Genomic DNA, 23,574 nt, shown 5'->3' with positions numbered 1-23,574 from the left:
GGATATTGATGATAACGTTAAAAGCAATAAATAAAAAATACAATAAAAATGTTATCTTTGATCAATTTGACATGCAAGTAGAGTCTGGAGTACTGACAGCAATAAAAGGAAGAATTGGCACAGGAAAGTCCACTTTGTTAAACATCATAGCGGGCTTGGATTCTTCCTATACAGGTACTTGCTCTATTTTTGGGAATATTCAGCCTAAAAATGATAGACTCTTGGCGAGCTATCGTTTGCGTCATATTGGTTATATTCCACAAGATTATCAATTATTGGAAGATTTGACCTGTTTTGATAATGTTGCCCTTCCGTTGAAATTTTTAAAGGAGACAGAGAGTGCTAGGGAATCTAAAGTAAGGGACATTATGGAAGAACTGCAAATTACTCATCTGAGAGATAAATATCCTTCAGAAATTTCAGGGGGACAACGTCAGCTAATATCAATCTCCCGTGCGTTAGTGAAAAAACCCTCCATTATCATTGGAGATGAAATAACGGGGGCTTTGGATAGAATAACTGAAGAAGAGGTACTGACTTCGTTAAAATACCGTCAATCTAAAGATTCTTGTATTATTATTGCTACCCATAGCCAAGCAGTAGCAGAAAAATGTCAGCGCGTGATAGAATTAGACAAATAGGTGGGAATTAGTTGCTTGTAAGTATTTTCTTCCCCCTTCGGGCTATCTGTTACCTAGGGGGGAAATGTATACGTATCTATGTTGCAACATGCATGTTTGACATCTTGCTTACATTAAAGTTCGTTTGCCTAAACAGATATTGTCCTACCTCTTATCTCCCCTTTCCCCTGCCAAATGTATGAAATCTCTTTCATTTTATGGTAGAATGGTATCAATTCATACTTGAAAAGGAGAAGCAGATGACGATTGATTTTAAAGCAGAGGTGGAAAAGCGTCGTGAGGATTTGCTGGCGGACCTGTTTAGCTTGCTTGCCATTAACTCTGAGCGTGAGGATCATCTAGCAGATGCAGCCCATCCATTCGGACCTGGACCTGTCAAGGCTCTTCATAAATTTTTAGAAATTGCAGAGCGTGATGGTTATCCAACGAAAAACGTTGATAACTATGCAGGACATTTTGAATACGGTGATGGTGATGAAGTGCTTGGAATCTTTGCGCACATGGATGTGGTACCAGCAGGAAGTGGATGGGATACAGACCCCTACACTCCGACCATTAAGGACGGCAAGCTCTATGCACGCGGTTCAAGTGACGATAAGGGACCAACCATGGCCTGCTATTACGGCCTCAAGATTATCAAGGAATTGGGCTTGCCCATTTCAAAGAAGGTTCGATTTGTTGTAGGGACGGACGAAGAATCTGGATGGGCAGATATGGATTATTACTTTGAACATAGCGGTGTCAAAGAACCTGACTTTGGCTTTTCTCCTGATGCTGAATTTCCGATTATCAACGGGGAAAAAGGAAATATTACTGCCTATCTCCACTTCACTGGGGAAAATAGCGGAGCAGCTCGCTTGCATTGCTTTACAGGTGGTTTGCGTGAAAATATGGTGCCGGAATCGGCAACAGCTCTTGTATCAGGAGTATTGCCAGATCTTGCGGACAAGCTAGCAGCTTTTGCAGCTGAGCATAAAGTGGCCTTTGAGCTGGCAGAAGAAGATGGATTATCAAAGGTGACCATTATTGGAAAATCAGCTCACGGGGCCTCCCCTCAGTCCGGTGTTAACGGTGCGACCTACTTGGCTCGCTTCTTAAACCAATTTGACTTTGCAGGTCCAGCCAAGGACTACCTTTCTATTGCAGGAGAGGTCTTGTTTGAGGACCATGCAGGACAAGCGCTTGGTGTGGCACATACAGATGAGAAAATGGGTGCCTTATCCATGAATGCAGGGGTCTTTCGCTTTGATGAAACCCTAGCAAATAATACGATTGCGCTCAATTTCCGCTATCCAAAAGGTAGGAGTCCCGAAGAGATTCAGGCTGTTTTGCAGAAACTGGCTGTAGCGGATGTAACCTTGTCAGAACAGGGGCATACGCCGCACTATGTACCGATGGAAGATCCACTTGTTGCGACCTTGCTGGATGTCTACGAACGTCAGACGGGATTATGTGGTCATGAGCAAGTCATCGGTGGTGGAACCTTTGGTCGTCTGTTGAAACGTGGCGTGGCCTACGGTGCTATGTTCCCGGGCTATACAGACACCATGCATCAAGCCAATGAATTTATCGTTGTTGAAGATTTGATGCGGGCGGCGGCTATCTACGCCGAAGCGATTTATGAGTTGGTCAAATAAGCGTTATAGAAAGCGGATAAGCGGAGCTGGGCTAGATGTCCAGTTCCTTTTGCAAAGGAGGGGCTTATGTCTAGTATAGCGAGTATCCGAACAGCCATTATGAAAGCTCCTGAAAATCGTTCCTATACAGATCAGGGCATTAGCCCCCTGTTTCAGGCAGGTCCTACAGCTAAAATTCTGATTGTCGGTCAGGCTCCAGGTTGGAGAGCTGAGGAGCGTCAGCAGCTATTTGCAGATCCTAGTGGGGACAGCTTGCGAAAGTGGTTGGGCGTGGGTGTAGCGACCTTTTACGACAGCTGTCAGTTTGCGATTTTACCCATGGATTTTTACTATCCAGGAAAAGGGAAGTCAGGGGACTTACCACCGCGAAGAGATTTTGCCCCTCAATGGCATCCGCAGCTACTGACCCATCTGCCTCAACTCGAATTGATTATTTTGATTGGACGATATGCCCAGGAGTACTATTTGAAAGATAGGAAAAAAAGAACCTTGACAGAAACAGTTCGTGCTTATGAGGAATATCTACCACGGTACTTTCCTCTCGTGCATCCCTCTCCACGTAATAATATCTGGCAGGCTAAGAATCCTTGGTTTGCGACGGAATTGCTTCCGAAATTACAGGAAAGGGTAGATCAAATCGTAAATAGATAGGGGAAAGATGGTATAATAGTAAAAAGGAGGTCATCCTATGAAGAAAGGTGTAAAATGGCTTGTCGGCTTATTGGTAATCCCCCTCATGTTAGTGCTGATGATCCCTTCGGTTGATGCCCGCGTTCCGGATAGACCACAAGAATCAACAGTGCTTGATGAGACGAACTTACTCTCTCAGGAAACGATTCGGGCTATTGATAGTGAGAATCGGGCCTGGAAATCAACGAGTGAACAGCTCCAAGTCGGGGTCTATATGACGGGAGGACTCTCGGGGGATATCGAATCTCTAGCTAACGATGTGTTCCGAAAGTGGCAGGTCGGCTTTGCAGGAACGAACAATGGGGTGCTGGTAGTCATCGCCTTAGACGACCGTAAGTTTCGGATTGAAACCTCAGACAATGCAGCGACAGTGTTGACAGATGTTGCTGCGAGGCGGATATTAGAAGATGCGCGAGATTTTTTCCGAAAGGGTGATTATAATGGAGGTGTGCGCTATATTGTAGATGCCATCGGAGATGCCTTTTATGGTACAGACAGAGCTCAAGCTCGTATGGAGGAGTTTGAGGAGAGCCGTGGTGAAGATGATTTAGCTTCTTTGCTGATTCCCATCATCATTGTCGGAATTGCGATGTTTTCCCTATTAAAAGGTGGTGGTCGAGGTGGCAGAGGCGGTCGAGGCGGAGGTGGAGATGCCCTGCTATGGCTTTTACTCAATGCTTCTAGCCGATCCAGTAATCGCTCTCATTCCTCAGGATCTTCAGGATTCGGTGGTGGTGGTTGGTCTGGCGGCGGTGGTGGCGGAGGCGGTGCCTCGTCTGGCTGGTAGAAAAAGAAAGGAAACGATAATGAATAAAAAATTACTCTATATTCTCATTCCCGTTTTAGCGATTGTCTTTATCGCAATGGGAGCCATTGGACAATACAATGGTCTTGTTGATAGCTATGCTGAGGTTGAAAATGCCCAGTCCAATGTTGATACCCAACTGCAACGACGGTATGACTTGATTCCCAATGTCGTGGCTTCTGTCAAAGGCGCTATGGAACACGAGACAGAAGTTTTTACCGCTATTGCTGATGCGCGGGCAAAGATCGGCTCCAGCAAGCAAGGGTCATCCGAGTATAAGGAAGGACAAAGTGCGTTGGATTCAGCGGTTTCTAGGCTCCTAGTCCTAACAGAAAATTATCCGCAACTCAATTCCAACCAGCAGGTATCTGACTTGATTACAGAGTTAGAAGGAACAGAAAATCGTCTCTTAGTTGCTCGTAAGGACTACAACACCGTTGCGACCTCCTACAATAAGAAGATTAAACGCTTCCCAACAAGTATTTATGCAGGAATCTTCGGTTATGAAAAAGTAGACTTATTCCAAGCGACATCAGATGCTGCAACCACCGTTCCAAGTGTTAATTTGGGAGATAAATAGTCAAGAAAGAAAAAGAGGTTCAGCGAACCTCTTTTTCACGAGCCTGGAAATCAGAGAGCGAGTCTAGGTTCAGCGAACCTCTTTTTCACTCGTCAGATTTCCCAATTTCGCTTTGAGTTTTCACGGGCTTTGTATTTTGTGTAATTGAGTTCAGCCTAAAACCTCGGAAAATAGATAGGCAGCTGTTTTGGCTTTAGCCAATTACAGCTGAGAATCCCTTTAAGGGGGTAGGCAGCTGTTTTGGCTTTAGCCAATGACAGATGAGATTGAAACAGTTCGGGGAACTGTTTCAACTGGTCACCCAGAAACACGAAAGTGACCACAGAAGCTCGAACTTAGCAATTAAAAAGTGAGGGAATTTGTTACTGAGTTTAAAAACTAAGAAGCGAAGATAAATACACTTATTTACTGTCTTTAATGAATAGGCTGAAAACCTCCACTGGAGCTTTTCACTCGTCACATTTCCTATTTTGTCTAGGAGTTGCTTCAACAGTCTAGGAACAGACTGTTGAAGGTTGGAAATAGAACGAGTGAAACTCGTGTCAAACGCTCTCGTATCTTGATGTAATTGAACTCAGGCTACAACTCGCTGACAAAAAGATAAATACTCCTAGAAACTTCAGTTTCTTCGTCGTATTTCCTATTTTGTTCAGGAGTTGCTTTACGCCCTCGTATCTTGATAAAACTTTCATTTCCAATACGGATTGTAAAATGATATACTGTAATGGAAAACGTTTTAAAAGGAGTACGGTCATGGTAAATTTGAAAGAGCAAGTAGGTGTAAAGGCTGCTGAATTTGTCACAGATGGGATGATTGTTGGTCTTGGTACAGGATCAACCGCCTACTACTTTGTGCAGGAGCTGGGGCGTCGTGTCCAAGAAGAAGGACTGTCGATTATTGGGGTAACAACTTCTCATGCGACTTCAGAGCATGCAGCCTCTCTAGGGATTCCCTTGAAATCTATTGACGAAGTGCCTTATGTGGATCTTACTGTGGATGGTGCTGATGAGGTAGATGCAGCCTTTAATGGGATTAAGGGCGGAGGTGCTGCCTTGCTCATGGAAAAGATCGTGGCAGTCAGCAGTAAGGATTGTATTTGGATTGTCGATGACTCGAAGGTTGTGGAGACCTTAGGTGCTTTTAAATTACCAGTCGAAGTCGTTCAATATGGGGCAGAGAGACTATGTAGAAAGTTTGAAGAAAAAGGCTATCGTCCAAGTTTTCGTATGAAAGATGGGGAGAAGCATGTGACGGATATGAAAAATTACATCATTGATTTAGATTTAAGAAACATTCCTGATGCAGTTTCTCTTGCCAATGAATTAGACCATACAGTGGGAGTGGTAGAGCATGGCCTGTTTATCCAGTTGGTATCAACGGTTATCGTTGGCTATCCGGACGGACCACGCATCCTTGAGAAACGGTAATATTTGTCAAAATCAAATTCTGCTGTTCTTATACTCTTTAAAAATTAAAAGGATACGTCGTCAAGAGTCTCGGTGAATTGAACTGAGTTCGGACTAAAAATGTGAGAAAAAAGATAGGCAGATGTTTCGGCTTTAGCCAATTACAGATGAGATTGAAACAGTTCAGTGAACTGTTTCAACTGGTCACCCAGAAACACGAAAGTGACCACAGAAGTTCGAACTTAGAAATTAAAAAGTGAGGGAATTTGTTACTGAGTTTAAAAACTAAGAAGCGAAGATAAATACACTTATTGACTGTCTTTAATGAATAGGCTGAAAACCTCCACTGGAGGTTTTCAGCCTGTTCCCTTGAAATAGGATGGAACTATTGAGAAAAGTTTTACGTAATTGAACACGGGCTACGAGCTGTGCAAAAAAGATAGTTTTTTCACAGAACTTGAGGTTCTGCGTCAAACCTCCTATTTTCGCTTTGCTCGCTTCAACAGTCTGGGAATAGACTGTTGAAGGTTGGAAATAGAGCGAGAGAAACTCGTGTAAACGCCCTTTGTATCTTAGTCTATTTTTGATTTTTATTGAGTAATAGACTCACCTGCCCAAGGTCAGCCCTACCTTCGGTTTTTCTGCCTATTCAGATGTTGATTTTTAGAGAGTATCAGTCTGAATAAGTGTTTATCAAGTGCGCTTTGCCTAGAAATGACTAGGAAAGCGTTTTTGTGTTATAATGGAAGTAATCATTCATGTAAAGGAGAACGAGATGGCAAGATTTAACCGCATGCACGTCATTGTACTAGATTCTGTAGGGATTGGTGCAGCACCTGATGCAGATCGATTTTTCAATGCCGGTGAGCCAGATACAAGCTCAGATACTCTGGGGCATATTTCAGAAACGACAGGCTTAGCCGTGCCAAATATGGCCAAAATAGGGCTGGGAAATATTGAACGGGAGAGACCGCTACAAACCGTCGTAGCTGAAGCAAGCCCAACGGGCTATGTCACAAAATTAGAAGAGGTCTCGCGCGGAAAAGATACCATGACAGGTCACTGGGAACTTATGGGTCTCAATATCACAGATCCCTTTGATACTTTCTGGGATGGTTTCCCCGAAGAGCTTCTCCAGAAAATCGAAGCATTTTCAGGTCGCAAAATTATCCGTGAGGCCAATAAACCTTATTCTGGAACAGCTGTTATCGATGATTTTGGTCCCCGTCAAATGGAAACAGGTGAGCTGATTGTCTACACATCTGCAGACCCTGTCCTTCAAATTGCAGCGCATGAAGAAATCATTCCGCTAGAAGAGTTGTATAAGATTTGTGAGTACGCCCGTTCGATTACCCTCGAACGCCCATCTTTATTGGGGCGCATCATCGCACGTCCCTATGTGGGGACACCGGGTCATTTCTTGCGGACGGCCAATCGTCACGATTATGCCGTTTCTCCATTTGCTCCAACCGTGCTGGACAACTTGAAAGCGGCAGGAATCGCTACCTATGGTGTTGGAAAAATCAATGATATCTTTAATGGCGCAGGAATTTCTCATGATATGGGACACAACCAGTCGAACAATCACGGTGTCGACACTCTTATCAAGGTCTTACAAGATGAGAATTTTACTGAAGGCTTATCTTTCACTAACCTAGTAGATTTTGATGCAGTCTACGGACACCGTCGCGACACGGACGGCTACCGTGCTTGCTTGGAAGAATTTGATGCACGTCTGCCAGAAATTATCATGAATCTTCGTGAGGATGACCTCCTCATGATTACAGCAGATCATGGAAATGATCCAACCTATGTCGGAACAGACCATACCCGTGAGTATGTGCCATTGCTCATCTTTGGAAAGTCGCTAACAGGTGCAGGGACTCTTCCCCTTGGACACTTCGCAGATATTTCAGCAACCATTGCTGATAACTTTGGTGTTGAAAAGAGCCAGATTGGAGACAGTTTCCTAGAAAGGTTAGTATAAGATGAAAGAATATGAATCAAAATCAGCGCTAATAGCAGAGATTCAAAGGAAAGCAGGACTCTTTATTGGGGAATTTTCGACTATTTCGGAGAAAGACAAGGACCTCCTCCTTGATGAAGTGGATCGTAGCCCAGCCCAGATGCTAGCCTATCAATTAGGATGGTTGAAACTATTGCAAAGTTGGGAACGCGATGAAGCGGCTGGACTTGAGGTAGTGACCCCTCACCCATATTTTAAATGGAATCAGCTTGGAGGCCTGTATCAGAGCTTCTATGAAGATGTTGCGGATTTATCCTTGGAGGAACTAATCGCACAGTTTCAAGAGCAGGTGGATGGCGTGGTCCAGCAGGTGAATCATTATACAGATGAGGACTTGTTTCATTCTGGGATCAGAAAGTGGGCCAGTTCAACGCCGAGCAAGTGGCCTGTTTGGAAATGGATTCATATCAATACCGTTGCACCCTTTACCACTTTTCGGACCAAGATTCGTAAGTGGAAGAAAGTATATAAAATGAGGAGAACAGAAGTAAAATGTCATTGATGGAAAAAATTCAAGAAACCAAGAGTTTTTTAGAGGCAAAAGGTCTTGTGGCGCCGGAATTTGGGTTGATTTTAGGATCAGGTTTGGGTGAATTAGCAGATGAAGTGGAAAATGCCCTTGTCATTGACTATGCAAACATTCCAAATTGGGGTCAATCGACTGTTGTAGGGCATGCTGGAAAATTGGTCTATGGAGATCTGGCTGGTAAGAAAGTCTTAGCTCTTCAGGGGCGTTTTCACTACTATGAGGGAAATCCAATGGAAGTTGTCACCTTCCCCGTTCGTGTGATGAAGGCACTCGGTTGCCAGAGCATCATTGTCACGAATGCAGCGGGTGGTATCAGCTATGGTCCTGGGACACTTATGATGATTAGTGACCATATTAACATGATTGGGACCAATCCGTTGATTGGGGAAAATTTGGATTCATTTGGTCCACGTTTTCCGGATATGTCAGATGCCTATAGTAAAGACTACCGTGCAAAGGCAAAAGAGATTGCAGATAGCATCGGTGTCACGATAGAAGAGGGAGTTTATCTGGGCGTATCAGGTCCAACCTATGAAACACCAGCAGAAATTAGAGCCTACCAAACGATGGGAGCTTCTGCGGTTGGTATGTCAACGGTGCCAGAGGTTATTGTGGCAGTACATTCCGGCATGAAGGTCTTGGGGATTTCAGCCATTACCAACTATGCAGCAGGTTTCCAAAGCTCACTAAATCATGAAGAAGTGGTTGAAGTGACAACGCGCATTAAAGAAGATTTCAAGGGATTAATCAAGGCAATTTTAGCAGGATTATAAGGGGAGAAAAGGATGTCAATTCATATTGGAGCAAAGGTTGGCGAGATTGCTGACAAGATTTTATTACCAGGGGACCCTTTGCGGGCAACATTCATTGCGGAACACTTTTTAGAAGATGCGGTACTGTTCAATGAAATTCGTGGAATGTATGGCTACACAGGAACCTATAGAGGGGAACGTGTCAGTGTTATGGGAACGGGCATGGGGATGCCGTCCATCTCTATTTATGCTCGCGAATTGATTGTGGACTATGGTGTGAAACGCTTGATTCGTGTAGGCACTGCAGGTTCGCTCAATCCTGATGTGCATGTTCGGGATTTGGTCCTAGCACAAGCAGCAGCGACTAACTCAAACATCATCCGTAACGATTGGCCGATGTATGATTTCCCGCAGATTGCTAGTTTCAACTTGTTGGATAAGGCCTACCACATCGCTAAGGATTTGGGAATGACAACGCATGTAGGATCTGTCTTGTCAACAGATGTCTTTTACTCCAACTTTTATGAGCAAAATGTGGCATTAGGAACGATGGGAGTGCATGCTGTTGAAATGGAAGCTGCAGCCCTTTACTACCTAGCAGCCCAACACGGTGTAGAGGCACTTGGAATCATGACTATTTCAGATAGTTTGGTTAACCCAGATGAGGATACGACAGCAGAAGAACGTCAAACTACTTTTACCGATATGATGAAAGTGGGATTAGAGACCCTGATTTCAAAATAGGCACCAAGTGATTTGCACCCCTTAGGGGTGCAAATTTGTTTGCTGAGGACATTGATTCTTATAGGCTAGGAAAATCAAGTATAGACGATTTTTTATAGTATGTTTAGTTTGCTGTCTGATTTCCTAAGGGGATAGATATAGCGAGGAGAAATTTGGGCGGATGTGAATAGGTTTTCATAGATTACAGGAAAATTTGACAACTTTTTGGAGATAAGGGGGTATATTAAGACAGGTAAATCACTCTAAAAATGTAAGAATATAAAAGGTTGAATGATTGTGGCATAAATAGGAAGAAATACTTTACTTTACACGATAAATCTGCTTTAATAGAAGTTGGCGATTGTGTATGAATCTGCCTATGTTTTCATTTATTCTGATGAGAGTTTTAGGAAGCAAACGGAAATGAATGGAAGTCGTAAGATATATATAAAATATAAAGGAGGTTGATAATAGAATGGAGTCCTTTTTTAAACAATTAACACGGTTTCGATTTGGTATCCGTAAGTATAATATTGGAACTGTATCGGTCTTGCTAGGGGTCTTGGCTTTCCTAACACTTCAATCTGGGCAAACTGTTCAGGCTGATATGGTAGGGGAGACGGAAGTAAGTTCAGCTCTTGAAACAGGTGCTACGGAAGAAAGTAGGATACAGGCAACAGAAGAGTCCGGGGATACAGCAGAAAAGACGGAAAACAAGACAGATGCTACTGTCCCTCCAGTAGAAACTCCTACTGAGGATTCTGCCAGTCCAGTTCCTGTGTCGGTTGATGATGAAAGCGCTTCGGTTTCTCGACTGGAACTATCTCATAAGATAGCTGTTGGCGAACTTACAAAATTGACAGCTGAGGAAAAGAGTCAAGTTGAGACAGAAGTTAGAAGAAGTAACCCTAGTCTACCAGCAGATTCTATCGTGACAGTAGCGGATAATGGTCATGTGACCGTTATGTTACCGACTGGTATGCAGTTAATGTTAGTGGCTGAACAGGTAGTGATGCAAGCAGAAAAGACGGTTTCGTCTCCTGCAATCGTCCAACCTGCATCAGAAACTCCAGCAGTCCAAAACAAGGACGAGGCAGAGAGTAGCTCCAGCTCCCAAGCAGGTATCGCTGCCACTGCAGAGGCTAAGGAGAATCAAGGAAAAGGGCCAACGGTAGAGGAAGGTAGGGAAGCAAGAGAGGCTATCGCTACAGAAAAAATAGAAGCCCCAATAACGCCACAAATAGTACCAAATGAACTACAGGAAAGGCGACGTCGTGTCAGAAGGTCTGCTTTTAGAAATGCAACGCCAGCAACGAATGCCGACCCTAGTCAAAATTATAGGCAGTATGTCGGGACGAGTGTCGAACGCTTGAAAAATCAGATTATCTTTTTGGATTTTAATGATACGAAAGCCTTGACAAACGTTGGACCTAATAACACCTTGCGGGTTGGCACACGCTTTGTCAAAGAAATTGTACCAGGTTATACTATTACCCTTGAAGTTACCAAGCTCCGTCCCTTTAATGCGACAGAGATTTATCGTCAGCGTGGTGGGAAGAATTATGATGCCAATGCCATCAATAAGAATAATACTAGCAATGCACCAGCTTCTATTATATTAGCTGCTCAAGATGCTGTCTATTCATCAGCAAAAAATGCAGGCTTGGATACTGGTGGCAAAACAGTGATTCAATCTCAAAATAATGGAGATAATGTAGGAGTTGAGTTTTCCGTTAAGGCAAACTTAAATGGTAGAGAGGTTCCTGCTAACGTTGTCTTAATGACTGGGGAAGAGCCATCTGAGCATGACTTAGAACTATATACAACGGACGGGCAACCCTTTGAACTGTTGACGGAATTATCTGGTCCCAGAACAACGAGCTCTTATAAGCCTATTGATAATCCGTGGTATGCTCCAAGTAGTGCAACTTATACAGTAAATGGAAGTACCAAGATTGATGAAGGGTGGCTCAATACCCAGGTGACAGCGGAAACCCAGCAGAAAGTGACCAGAAATGGTGTGACCTATGCTGACGGTTTAGGAACTAGGGTATTTGGTCCTATTCAGGCAGCTAATCATGTAAACTCTGTGCCGGTCGTCTTGACACGAGATGCTAGAAATATTGGTGTCTACTTCAATTCGAGAGGGAAGCAAGGAGCCATGATCGGCTTTGTCATCTTCGATACTGGTGATGCACCAGCTTCTTACGGGACAGCTCGCCATACAATCTCAACAGGTGTAGCAAACAATCTTCAACAACCCTATCTCGGTACTACGAGACCAGATGTCGATATAGCAAGTAATCAATCAACCGTTGTAGCTTGGGAGGGGGATGACCGAACGGATAATGCCGACGAAGGAACTCGTCAACTATTAGGAGCTGGAGAAATTGTTGATAAGAACGGTATCAGTACAAATGGCAACTACCCTCTTCAAAAAGCCGGGGATTCTACCTATAAATTAACCGTTTTAGCAAGTAAGAATGGTAGTGCCACTGCCTATGCAAGAGCTTTTATCGACTTTGACGGAGACGGTCGTTTTGATGGTGCTGCGGAGTCTTCAGACATTGTCCAAGTGACAGGTAATAACCAAAAGGTTATATTTACTTTCCAAGGCATTCCTCAAAATGTAGATGTTAGCAAGATGCTTCTTGGAGGTCGTGTACGGATTGCACTTGATCGTGAAGATGTAGAAAAACCTACTGGAGTAGCCTATTCTGGAGAGGTGGAAGATTTTCAAATTCAGCAAACCATCCCACCGAGAGGAAGCAAGAAAGAAACGCGAGGTCAGAAAGGTGAGCAACAATCCACTACTGTAACCTTTACAGCCTATGGGAAACGTTCTTACAATGTGAATGCGGACAATCATTTGGATGCCAGCAGACCCTATAAGTTTGTCGTCAATGGTCAGGTGTCTGAAGAGGCAACACTGACTGTTGCAGGACAAGGTACCTATCGCTTAAATCCACAAAGTGGGGTAATTACCTTTACCCCAGAAGCAGACTTTGTTGGGGTGGCTACTGGAGTAGTTGTTAGGGCCTGGGATGAGAATGGAGCTGACACAGGTTGGACAGCAGAGCCTCGTTCAGGACTTGCGAACATCAATACTGTTAGTGGACAGACTATGGATGCTGTTTATATCCCAGAGGTGCTGATTCCTGATCTCACAACTTCTAATAAGGAGACCAATGGTTTACAAGGACAGGCTCAAAGCGTAGAGATTGTTTTCCAAAAAACACTGGATCAAGCAAGAGTTACTCCAAACGCCACCTATCCCGTAAAACTATTAGCATTAGGAAGTAACACACCTGTTACGGCTCCTATAACTGTTAGTGGACAAGGTGTGTACTCGGTTGATGGAATGACAGGGCAAGTGACCTTTACTCCTGAAAAAGGCTTTGTAGGGACAGCAAGACCGATTCAAGTTCAGTTAACCATTAGTGTGGGAGTGGATAAGACAGGAAACCCAGTTTTGAGGACAGCTACGGCAACCTATACTCCAACAGTAAGAGCTGTTACCCCAAGCGGTGGGGTAGTGACGACAACCGATGAGCAAGGGAGAGTCCAGTCAGAGGTAGTCCCTTTCACCCCGGGAGATGTCTCTGTACCAATGGATGATAGTCAGCCTGCAACATTTGCGGACGGGACAAGGAGTAAGACAATCGTAGGGGAAGGGACCTATACTCTTGCTGCAGATGGTCGAGTGACCTTTACTCCAGAAACGACTTTTGTAGGCCTTGGAACAGAACTTCAGGTAGTTCGCAGGGATGTAAATGGGACGCAGGCAACAGGGAGCTATCGGGCAACTGTAAGACCTGATGAAACGAAACCGACCATTGCTACGCTGGATAACCGTTTGGTTGAAAAAAATAGTTCGGTTACCATTACTCCGCAAGTAACAGATAATATCGGAGTTAAGGCTGTTACGGTCAATGGCTTGCCAGCTGGTCTGACTGCTGATAGTCAAGGGCGGATTACAGGAAGGATTACTGCTCCTTCGGGAACCTATACTGTTACAGTTGTAGCAGAAGATACTACTGGAAATAGATCAGACGCTCAGACCTTCACACTCACAGTTGTGGACAAGAGCCAACTCGTTATTAAGATTGATGAACAAAATACCGTTAAGCCAACCCCTCATTATGAGAAGGCTGATTTAGATAAGAAAGCGGCTTATGATGCGGCTCTTCAAGCAGGACAGGCAGTTTTAGAGAATCCTAATTCAGAACAAGCTGAAATCGAACAGGCTATCCAGGCAATCGAAGCTGCCAAGATGGCTCTAAACGGTGAGGTTAATGGAGCCAAGGACCATGCGAAATCAGCTCTTGATAGGGCAGCAGAGGATAAGAAGAATGCTATTGATGCACGTAGTGACCTCACTGCCGAAGAGAAGCAATCTGCTAAAGATTTAGTGGATTCTGAAGTTCAAAAGGCAAAAGATGCCATTGATGCAGCTACCACCAATGACGGGGTAGAGAATGCTAAGTCTGCTGGTGTAGATGCTATCACAGCAGTAAACCCAGATGCTACTGCTAAGACGGAAGCTAAGGAAGCTATTGAAGCCGCAGCGACTGCCAAGAAAGCAGAAATTGACTCTCGCACTGATTTAACGGCAGAAGAAAAGCAATCCGCTAAATCAGATGTGGATACCAAGGCACAAACTGCTAAGGATGCTATTGATGCGGCAACTACTAATACAGATGTAGAGACTGCTAAGACCAGCGGGGTATCCACTATCACAGCAGTCAATCCACCTGTGACAGCTAAGACCGAAGCTAAGGAAGCCATTGAAGCCGCAGCGACTGCCAAGAAATCCGAGATAGATGGTCGTTCTGACTTAACATCTGAGGAGAAGGAAGCTGCCAAATCAGATGTGGATACTAAGGCACAAACTGCTAAAGATGCTGTTGATGCTGCGACTACTAATACAGATGTAGAGACAGCTAAGACCAGTGGTGTAGATACTATCCGTGCAGTGAATCCACCTGCGACCGCTAAGACCGAAGCTAAGCAAGCCATTGAAGCCGCAGCTACTGCCAAGAAGTCCGAGATAGATGGACGCTCTGACTTGACATCTGAGGAGAAGGAAGCTGCCAAATCAGATGTGGATACTAAGGCACAAACTGCTAAGGACGCCGTTGATGCAGCAACTACTAACGATAGTGTATTCACAGCCAAGACAGCTGGTGTAGATACTATCCGTGCAGTGAACCCAGACGCTACTGCTAAGACAGAAGCTAAGAAAGCTATTGATGAAGCGGCAACTGCCAAAAAGTCCGAGATAGATGGACGTTCAGACTTGACAGCAGAGGAAAAGGCGACTGCTAAATCAGACGTAGATACTAAGGCAAAAACGGCTAAAGACGCTGTTGATGCTGCGACTACTAATACAGATGTAGAGACTGCTAAGACCAGTAGTGTAGATACTATCCGTGCAGTGAATCCAGACGCTACAGCCAAGACAGAAGCCAAGAAAGCTATTGATGAAGCGGCAACTGCTAAGAAAACCGAGATAGATGGACGCTCTGATCTAACATCTGAGGAGAAAGAATCCGCTAAATCAGATGTGGATACTAAGGCACAAACTGCTAAGGCTGCTGTTGATGCTGCGACTACTAATGCAGATGTAGAGACAGCTAAGACCAGTGGAGTAGATACTATCCGTGCAGTGAATCCAGGCGCTACTGCTAAGACGGAAGCTAAGGAAGCCATTGAAGCCGCAGCGACTGCCAAGAAGGAAGCTATTGATTCTCGCACTGATTTAACGGACGAAGAAAAGCAAACTGCCAAAGCAGATGTAGATGCTAAGGCTCAAACTGCTAAGGACGCCGTTGATGCAGCAACTACTAATACAGATGTAGAGACCGCTAAGACCAGTGGGGTATCTACTATCACAGCAGTGAACCCAGACGCTACAGCCAAGACAGAAGCCAAGAAAGCTATTGAAGCCGCAGCGACTGCCAAGAAGGAAGCTATTGATTCTCGCACTGATTTAACGGACGAAGAAAAGCAAACTGCCAAAGCAGATGTAGATGCTAAGGCTCAAACTGCTAAGGACGCCGTTGATGCAGCAACTACTAACGATAGTGTATTCACAGCCAAGACAGCTGGTGTAGATACTATCCGTGCAGTGAACCCAGCCGCTACTGCTAAGACCGAAGCTAAGGAAGCCATTGAAGCCGCAGCGACTGCCAAGAAATCCGAGATAGATGGACGTTCTGACCTAACATCTGAGGAGAAGGAAGCTGCCAAATCAGATGTGGATACTAAGGCACAAACTGCTAAGGACGCCATTGATGCGGCAACCACCAATGATGGGGTAGAGACTGCTAAGACCAGCGGGGTATCCACTATCACAGCAGTCAATCCATCTGCGACCGCTAAGACAGAAGCTAAGGAAGCCATTGAAGCCGCAGCGACTGCCAAGAAGGAAGCTATTGACTCTCGCACTGATTTAACGGACGAAGAAAAGCAATCCGCTAAAGACTTGGTAGATTCCGAAGTTCAAAAAGCAAAAGATACCATTGATGCAGCTACGACCAACGATGGCGTAGAGACTGCTAAGACCAGCGGTGTAGCTACCATCACAAGCGTGAATCCACCTGCGACCGCTAAGACCGAAGCCAAGAAAGCTATTGATGAAGCGGCAACTGCCAAGAAGGAAGCTATTGACTCTCGCACTGATTTAACGGACGAAGAAAAGCAAACTGCCAAATCAGATGTAGATGCTAAGGCTCAAACTGCTAAGAACGCCATTGATGCTGCAACTACTAATACAGATGTAGAGACAGCTAAGACCAGTGGTGTAGATACTATCCGTGCAGTGAATCCACCTGCGACCGCTAAGACCGAAGCTAAGCAAGCCATTGAAGCCGCAGCTACTGCCAAGAAATCCGAGATAGATGGACGTTCTGACCTAACATCTGAGGAGAAGGAAGCTGCCAAATCAGATGTGGACACTAAGGCACAAACCGCTAAGGACTCCGTTGATGCGGCAATTACTAATACAGATGTAGAGACAGCTAAGACTAGTGGTGTAGATACTATCCGTGCAGTGACCCCAAACGCTACTGCCAAGACAGAAGCCAAGAAAGCTATTGACGAAGCAGCTACTGCCAAGAAGGCAGAGATTGAGTCTCGTCCTGACCTAACATCTGAGGAGAAGGAAGCTGCTAAATCAGACGTAGACACTAAGGCACAAACTGCTAAGGCTGCTGTTGATGCAGCCACCACTAACGATGGGGTAGCTACAGCTAAGACCAGTGGAGTAGCTACCATCACTAATGTGAACCCACCTGCGATCGCTAAGACCGAAGCTAAGAAAGCTATTGACGAAGCAGCGACTGCCAAGAAAGCAGCTATTGACTCTCGCACTGATTTAACGGACGAAGAAAAGCAATCCGCTAAATCAGATGTGGATATTAAGGCTCAAACCGCTAAGGACGCCATTGATGCGGCAACTACCAATGATGGCGTAGCTACAGCCAAGTCTGCTGGTGTAGATGTTATCACAGCAGTGAATCCACCTGCGACCGCTAAGACCGAAGCTAAGAAAGCTATTGACGAAGCAGCCACTGCCAAGAAGGCAGAGATAGATGGACGTTCGGACTTGACAGCAGAGGAAAAGGCAACCGCTAAATCAGATGTGGACACTAAGGCACAAACTGCTAAGGCTGCCGTCGATGTGGCAACCACCAATGATGGCGTAGCGACCGCCAAGACAGCTGGTGTAGATGTTATCACAGCAGTGAATCCAGATGCTACAGCCAAGACAGAAGCTAAGAAAGCTATTGATGACGCAGCAGCTGCTAAGAAATCCGAGATAGATGGCCGCTCTGACTTGACATCTGAGGAGAAGGAAGCTGCCAAATCAGATGTGGATACCAAGGCACAAACCGCTAAGGACACCATTGATGCGGCAACCACCAATGATGGTGTATCCACAGCCAAGACAGCTGGTGTAGATGTTATCACAGCAGTGAATCCACCTGCGACCGCTAAGACAGAAGCTAAGCAAGCTATTGACGAAGCAGCGACTGCCAAGAAATCCGAGATTGATTCTCGTCCTGACCTAACATCTGAGGAGAAGGAAGCTGCCAAATCAGATGTGGATGCCAAGGCACAAACCGCTAAGGACGCCGTTGATGCAGCTACGACCAATGATGGAGTAGCTACAGCCAAGACAGCTGGTATAGATGTTATCACAGCAGTGAATCCACCTGCGACCGCTAAGACAGACGCTAAGAAAGCTATTGATGAAGCAGCTACTGCCAAGAAGGCAGAGATAGATGGACGCTCTGACTTGACAGCAGAGGAGAAAGCAGCTGCCAAATCAGACGTGGATACCAAGGCACAAGCAGCTAAGGATGCCGTTGATGCGGCAACTACCAATGATGGCGTAGAAACTGCTAAGACAAGTGGAATAGCAACCATCACAAGCGTGAATCCACCTGCGACTACTAAGACCGAAGCCAAGAAAGCTATTGATGAAGCGGCGACTGCCAAGAAAACCGAGATAGATGGACGCTCTGACTTGACAGCAGAGGAGAAAGAATCCGCTAAATCAGATGTGGATACTAAGGCACAAACTGCTAAGGACGCCGTTGATGCAGCAACTACTAATATAGATGTAGAGACTGCTAAGACCAGTGGGGTATCCACTATTACAGCAGTGAACCCAGCCGCTACTACCAAGAACACAGCTAAGTCCGATATTGAAGCAGCAGCTACTGCTAAGAAATCCGAGATTGATTCTCGCACCGATTTAACGGACGAAGAAAAGCAATCCGCTAAGGACTTGGTAGATTCCGAAGTTCAAAAAGCAAAAGATGCCGTTGATGCGGCAACCACCAATGATGGCGTAACTACAGCCAAGACAGCTGGCGTAGATGTTATCATAGCAGTGAATCCACCTGCGACTGCTAAGATGGACGCTAAGAGAGCTATTGACGACGCAGCCACTACCAAGAAGGCAGAGATTGATTCTCGCACCGATTTAACGGACGAAGAAAAGCAATCCGCTAAGGACTTGGTAGATTCCGAAGTTCAAAAAGCAAAAGATGCCGTTGATGCGGCAACCACCAATGATGGCGTAACTACAGCCAAGACAGCTGGTGTAGATGTTATCACAGCAGTGAATCCACCTGCGACCGCTAAGACAGAAGCTAAGGAAGCCATTGAAGCCGCAGCGACTACCAAGAAATCCGAGATAGATGGACGTTCTGACCTAACATCTGAGGAGAAGGAAGCTGCCAAATCAGATGTGGATACTAAGGCACAAACCGCTAAGGACGCCATTGACGCGGCTACCACTAACGATGGCGTAACTACAGCCAAGACAGCTGGTGTAGATGTTATCACAGCAGTGAATCCACCTGCGACAGCTAAGACGGACGCTAAGAAAGCTATTGATGAAGCAGCCACTGCCAAGAAGGAAGCTATTGACTCTCGCACTGATTTAACGGACGAAGAAAAGCAAACTGCCAAATCAGATGTGGATACCAAGGCACAAACCGCTAAGGACGCTATTGATGCGGCAACCACCAATGATGGCGTAACTACAGCCAAGACCAGTGGTGTAGATACTATCCATGCAGTGAATCCACCTGCGACCGCTAAGACGGACGCTAAGAAAGCTATTGACGAAGCGGCGACTGCCAAGAAGGTAGAGATTGACTCTCGCACCGATTTAACGGACGAAGAAAAGCAATCCGCTAAGGACTTGGTAGATTCTGAAGTTCAAAAAGCAAAAGATGCCATTGACGCAGCCACCACTAACGATGGTGTATCCACAGCCAAGACCAGTGGTGTAGATGTTATCACAGCAGTGAATCCACCTGCGACCGCTAAGACAGAAGCCAAGAAAGCTATTGACGAAGCGGCGACTGCCAAGAAGGCAGAGATTGACTCTCGTCCTGACTTGACAGCAGAGGAGAAGGAAGCTGCTAAAGCAGATGTGGATACTAAGGCACAAACTGCTAAGGATGCTATTGATGCTGCAACCACCAATGATGGGGTAGAGACAGCTAAGACTAGTGGAGTAGCAACCATCACAAGCGTGAATCCACCTGCTACAGCTAAGACCGAAGCCAAGCAAGTTATTGACGCAGCAGCTACTGCCAAGAAGGCAGAGATAGATGGACGTTCGGACTTGACAGCAGAGGAAAAGGCAATCGCTAAATCAGATGTGGATACCAAGGCACAAACCGCTAAGGACGCTATTGATGCTGCGACTACTAATACAGATGTAGAGGCTGCTAAGGCTAGTGGGGTATCCACTATCACAGCAGTGAACCCAGCCGCTACAGCTAAGACCGAAGCCAAGAAAGCTATTGACGCAGCAGCTACTGCTAAGAAGGCAGAGATTGACTCTCGCACCGATTTAACGGACGAAGAAAAGCAAACCGCTAAGGACTTGGTAGATTCCGAAGTTCAAAAAGCAAAAGATGCCATTGACGCAGCCACCACTAACGATGGTGTATCCACAGCCAAGACAGCTGGTGTAGATGTTATCACAGCAGTGAATCCATCTGCGACCGCTAAGACCGAAGCTAAGGACGCCATTGAAGCTGCAGCGACTGCCAAGAAGGCAGAGATAGCTGGTCGTTCTGACCTAACATCTGAGGAGAAGGAAGCTGCCAAATCAGATGTGGATACCAAGGCACAGTCCGCTAAGGACGCTATTGATGCGGCAACCACCAATGATGGTGTAGAGACTGCCAAGACCAGTGGTGTAGATGTTATCACAGCAGTGAATCCACCTGCGACCGCTAAGACAGAAGCCAAGAAAGCTATTGACGAAGCGGCGACTGCCAAGAAGGCAGAGATTGACTCTCGCACCGATTTAACGGACGAAGAAAAGCAATCCGCTAAATCAGATGTGGATACCAAGGCACAATCCGCCAAGGACGCCATTGACGCAGCCACCACCAATGATGGTGTAGCTACAGCCAAGACAGCTGGTGTAGATGTTATCACAGCAGTGAACCCACCTGCGACCGCTAAGACCGAAGCTAAGAAAGCCATTGATGAAGCGGCGGCTACCAAGAAGGCAGAGATAGATGGTCGTTCTGACCTAACATTTGAGGAGAAGGAAGCTGCCAAATCAGATGTGGATACCAAGGCACAAACCGCTAAAGACGCCATTGATGCAGCTACCGCCAATGATGGCGTAGCGACCGCCAAGACAGCTGGTGTAGAGGCTATCACAGCAGTGAATCCACCTGCGACCGCTAAGACGGAAGCCAAGAAAGCTATTGATGAAGCAGCGGCTACAAAGAAGGCAGAGATTGACTCTCGTACCGATTTAACGGACGAAGAAAAGCAATCTGCTAAGGACTTGGTAGATTCCGAAGTTCAAAAAGCAAAAGATGCCGTTGATGCGGCAACCACCAATGATGGCGTAGCTACAGCCAAGACAGCTGGTGTAGACGCTATCACAGCAGTGAATCCACCTGCGACAGCTAAGACGGACGCTAAGAAAGCTATTGATGAAGCAGCGACTACCAAGAAAGCAGAGCTTGACTCTCGTCCTGACCTAACATCTGAGGAGAAGGAAGCTGCCAAATCAGATGTGGATACTAAGGCACAAACCGCTAAGGACGCTATTGATGCGGCAACCACCAATGATGGGGTAGAGACTGCCAAGACCAGTGGTGTAGATACTATCCGAGCAGTGAACCCAGCCGCTACTGCTAAGACGGACGCTAAGAAAGCCATTGATGAAGCAGCAGCTGCTAAGAAATCCGAGATAGATGGCCGCTCTGACTTGACATCTGAGGAGAAGGAAGCTGCCAAATCAGATGTGGATACCAAGGCACAAACCGCTAAGGATGCCATCGATGCGGCAACCACCAATGATGGCGTAACTACAGCCAAGACAGCTGGCGTAGATGTTATCACAGCAGTGAATCCACCTGCGACAGCTAAGACCGAAGCTAAGAAGGCTATTGACGAAGCAGCCACTGCCAAGAAGGCAGAGATTGACTCTCGCACCGATTTAACGGACGAAGAAAAGCAATCCGCTAAAGCAGATGTGGACACTAAGGCACAAACCGCTAAGGACGCCATTGATGCGGCAACTACTAATGTAGATGTAGAGACCGCTAAGACCAGTGGTGTAGATACTATCCGTGCAGTGAACCCAGCTGCTACTGCTAAGACAGAAGCTAAAAAAGCTATTGATGACGCAGCGGCTACTAAGAAAACCGAGATAGATGGACGCTCTGACTTGACATCTGAGGAGAAGGAAGCTGCCAAATCAGATGTGGATACCAAGGCACAAACCGCTAAGGACACCATTGATGCGGCAACTACCAACGATGGCGTAGCTACAGCTAAGACCAGTGGGGTATCCACTATCACAGCAGTGAATCCAGACGCTACTGCTAAGACGGACGCTAAGAAAGCTATTGACGAAGCAGCCACTGCCAAGAAGGAAGCTATTGACTCTCGCACCGATTTAACGGATGAAGAAAAGCAATCCGCTAAGGACTTGGTAGATTCCGAAGTTCAAAAAGCAAAAGATGCCGTTGATGCGGCAACCACCAATGATGGCGTAGCTACAGTCAAGACAGCTGGTGTAGACGCTATCACAGCAGTGAATCCACCTGCGACAGCTAAGACGGATGCTAAGAAAGCTATTGATGAAGCGGCAACTGCTAAGAAGGCAGAGATTGAGTCTCGTCCTGACCTAACATCTGAGGAGAAGGAAGCTGCCAAATCAGATGTGGATACTAAGGCACAATCCGCTAAGGACACCATTGATGCGGCAACTACTAATACAGATGTAGATACTGCTAAGACCAGTGGGGTATCTACTATCACAGCAGTGAACCCAGCCGCTACTGCTAAGACGGAAGCTAAGGAAGCTATTGAAACCGCAGCGACTGCCAAGAAGGCAGAGATTGACTCTCGTCCTGACCTAACATCTGAGGAGAAAGAATCCGCTAAATCAGATGTGGATACCAAGGCACAAACCGCTAAGGACGCCATTGACGCAGCTACGACCAACGATGGCGTAGCTACAGCCAAGACAGCTGGCGTAGATGTTATCACAGCAGTGAATCCACCTGCGACCGCTAAGACGGACGCTAAGAAAGCTATTGACGAAGCGGCGACTGCCAAGAAGGCAGAGATTGACTCTCGCACCGATTTAACGGACGAAGAAAAGCAAACCGCTAAAGCAGATGTGGACACTAAGGCACAAACCGCTAAGGATGCCATTGATGCGGCAACTACTAATGCAGATGTAGAGACCGCTAAGACCAGTGGTGTAGATACTATCCGTGCGGTGAACCCAGCCGCTACTGCTAAGACCGAAGCTAAGAGAGCTATTGACGAAGCAGCAGCTGCCAAGAAAGCAGCTATTGATGCCCGCACTGATTTAACAGATGAAGAAAAAGCAGCCGCTAAAGCACAGGTTGATACCCTTGCTAGCGCTGCAAAACAAGCCATTGATCAAGCTAAGAATCTTACAGGGGTCAACAGTGAGCTAGAAAAAGGTCTCAAGGCTATTGCTCTGATCAATCCAGTAGCTGCTCAAAGAGCATCTAAGGATGTAGCATTGAGAACCTTGCCAAAGACTGGAGATACTAACGTGTCATCGCTCACTATGTTAGGCGGAATTCTAGCTTTACTGAGTGTCTTATCGGTTGCTGGTAAAAAGAAAGAGGAAGAGTAAAGGACAGCTCTTTTCAATCAACAGATTAGGAAATGTTATCACTGCTATCGATTAGTTGGAGCATAGCTCACTGTAGCTGGACTATAAGCTATATGTCTCTCGA

Annotated in this window: 11 protein-coding genes; all 11 read left to right on the top strand. The window is 45.9% G+C overall.

Annotation, left to right across the window (positions count from 1 at the left end; all coding sequences use genetic code 11):
• Window positions 1-8 precede the first annotated feature (8 nt).
• The 11 genes from BVE84_RS04840 (at window position 9) to BVE84_RS10720 (ending at window position 23,471) form a co-directional block, all read left to right on the top strand.
• Window positions 9-641, top strand: a complete 633-nt coding sequence (locus tag BVE84_RS04840; RefSeq protein WP_083708241.1) for an ABC transporter ATP-binding protein — start codon at window positions 9-11, stop codon at window positions 639-641.
• Window positions 642-880: 239 nt separating this feature from the next.
• On the top strand, window positions 881-2,278 hold the full coding sequence (gene pepV / locus BVE84_RS04835) for a dipeptidase PepV (RefSeq protein ID WP_076995935.1): 1,398 nt from the start codon (window positions 881-883) through the stop codon (window positions 2,276-2,278).
• 66 nt (window positions 2,279-2,344) lie between these two features.
• A complete protein-coding gene (locus tag BVE84_RS04830; RefSeq protein WP_076995934.1) occupies window positions 2,345-2,929 on the top strand; it encodes a uracil-DNA glycosylase family protein in 585 nt (194 codons plus the stop codon).
• A 37-nt stretch (window positions 2,930-2,966) separates the two neighbouring features.
• Window positions 2,967-3,755, top strand: coding sequence for a TPM domain-containing protein (locus BVE84_RS11235; protein ID WP_076995933.1), 789 nt, complete (start codon window positions 2,967-2,969; stop codon window positions 3,753-3,755).
• Between the two features lie 19 nt (window positions 3,756-3,774).
• The gene (locus BVE84_RS04820; RefSeq protein ID WP_076995932.1) at window positions 3,775-4,353 is read left to right on the top strand and encodes a LemA family protein; all 579 of its coding nucleotides are present in this window, start codon (window positions 3,775-3,777) and stop codon (window positions 4,351-4,353) included.
• A gap of 753 nt (window positions 4,354-5,106) precedes the next feature.
• Window positions 5,107-5,781, top strand: a complete 675-nt coding sequence (gene rpiA, locus BVE84_RS04815; protein WP_076995931.1) for a ribose-5-phosphate isomerase RpiA — start codon at window positions 5,107-5,109, stop codon at window positions 5,779-5,781.
• A 754-nt stretch (window positions 5,782-6,535) separates the two neighbouring features.
• The gene (locus BVE84_RS04810) at window positions 6,536-7,747 is read left to right on the top strand and encodes a phosphopentomutase (RefSeq protein WP_076995930.1); all 1,212 of its coding nucleotides are present in this window, start codon (window positions 6,536-6,538) and stop codon (window positions 7,745-7,747) included.
• A 1-nt stretch (window position 7,748) separates the two neighbouring features.
• Window positions 7,749-8,288 carry a ClbS/DfsB family four-helix bundle protein gene (locus BVE84_RS04805; protein ID WP_076995929.1) on the top strand — a complete coding sequence of 180 codons (540 nt, stop codon included), beginning with the start codon at window positions 7,749-7,751 and terminating at the stop codon, window positions 8,286-8,288.
• A complete protein-coding gene (locus BVE84_RS04800; protein WP_076995928.1) occupies window positions 8,279-9,088 on the top strand; it encodes a purine-nucleoside phosphorylase in 810 nt (269 codons plus the stop codon). Before BVE84_RS04805 ends, BVE84_RS04800 begins: the two co-directional genes overlap by 10 nt.
• A gap of 12 nt (window positions 9,089-9,100) precedes the next feature.
• Entirely contained in the window at window positions 9,101-9,811 is a 711-nt protein-coding gene (gene deoD / locus BVE84_RS04795) for a purine-nucleoside phosphorylase (protein ID WP_076995927.1), read from the top strand.
• A gap of 454 nt (window positions 9,812-10,265) precedes the next feature.
• Window positions 10,266-23,471 carry a DUF1542 domain-containing protein gene (locus BVE84_RS10720; RefSeq protein WP_076995926.1) on the top strand — a complete coding sequence of 4,402 codons (13,206 nt, stop codon included), beginning with the start codon at window positions 10,266-10,268 and terminating at the stop codon, window positions 23,469-23,471.
• Window positions 23,472-23,574 lie beyond the last annotated feature (103 nt).

Origin of the sequence: Streptococcus azizii (assembly GCF_001984715.1) — a bacterium.
In the GTDB taxonomy this organism is placed as follows: Bacteria; Bacillota; Bacilli; order Lactobacillales; family Streptococcaceae; genus Streptococcus; species Streptococcus azizii.
This window is presented reverse-complemented; position numbering and strand designations above follow the sequence as displayed.

What these genes read in the sequence shown, in the direction of transcription:
- BVE84_RS04840 (WP_083708241.1), top strand. Translation starts at nt 9, where the DNA reads ATGATAACGTTAAAAGCAATAAATAAAAAATACAATAAAAATGTTATC.
- pepV (WP_076995935.1), top strand. Translation starts at nt 881, where the DNA reads ATGACGATTGATTTTAAAGCAGAGGTGGAAAAGCGTCGTGAGGATTTG.
- BVE84_RS04830 (WP_076995934.1), top strand. Translation starts at nt 2,345, where the DNA reads ATGTCTAGTATAGCGAGTATCCGAACAGCCATTATGAAAGCTCCTGAA.
- BVE84_RS11235 (WP_076995933.1), top strand. Translation starts at nt 2,967, where the DNA reads ATGAAGAAAGGTGTAAAATGGCTTGTCGGCTTATTGGTAATCCCCCTC.
- BVE84_RS04820 (WP_076995932.1), top strand. Translation starts at nt 3,775, where the DNA reads ATGAATAAAAAATTACTCTATATTCTCATTCCCGTTTTAGCGATTGTC.
- rpiA (WP_076995931.1), top strand. Translation starts at nt 5,107, where the DNA reads ATGGTAAATTTGAAAGAGCAAGTAGGTGTAAAGGCTGCTGAATTTGTC.
- BVE84_RS04810 (WP_076995930.1), top strand. Translation starts at nt 6,536, where the DNA reads ATGGCAAGATTTAACCGCATGCACGTCATTGTACTAGATTCTGTAGGG.
- BVE84_RS04805 (WP_076995929.1), top strand. Translation starts at nt 7,749, where the DNA reads ATGAAAGAATATGAATCAAAATCAGCGCTAATAGCAGAGATTCAAAGG.
- BVE84_RS04800 (WP_076995928.1), top strand. Translation starts at nt 8,279, where the DNA reads ATGTCATTGATGGAAAAAATTCAAGAAACCAAGAGTTTTTTAGAGGCA.
- deoD (WP_076995927.1), top strand. Translation starts at nt 9,101, where the DNA reads ATGTCAATTCATATTGGAGCAAAGGTTGGCGAGATTGCTGACAAGATT.
- BVE84_RS10720 (WP_076995926.1), top strand. Translation starts at nt 10,266, where the DNA reads ATGGAGTCCTTTTTTAAACAATTAACACGGTTTCGATTTGGTATCCGT.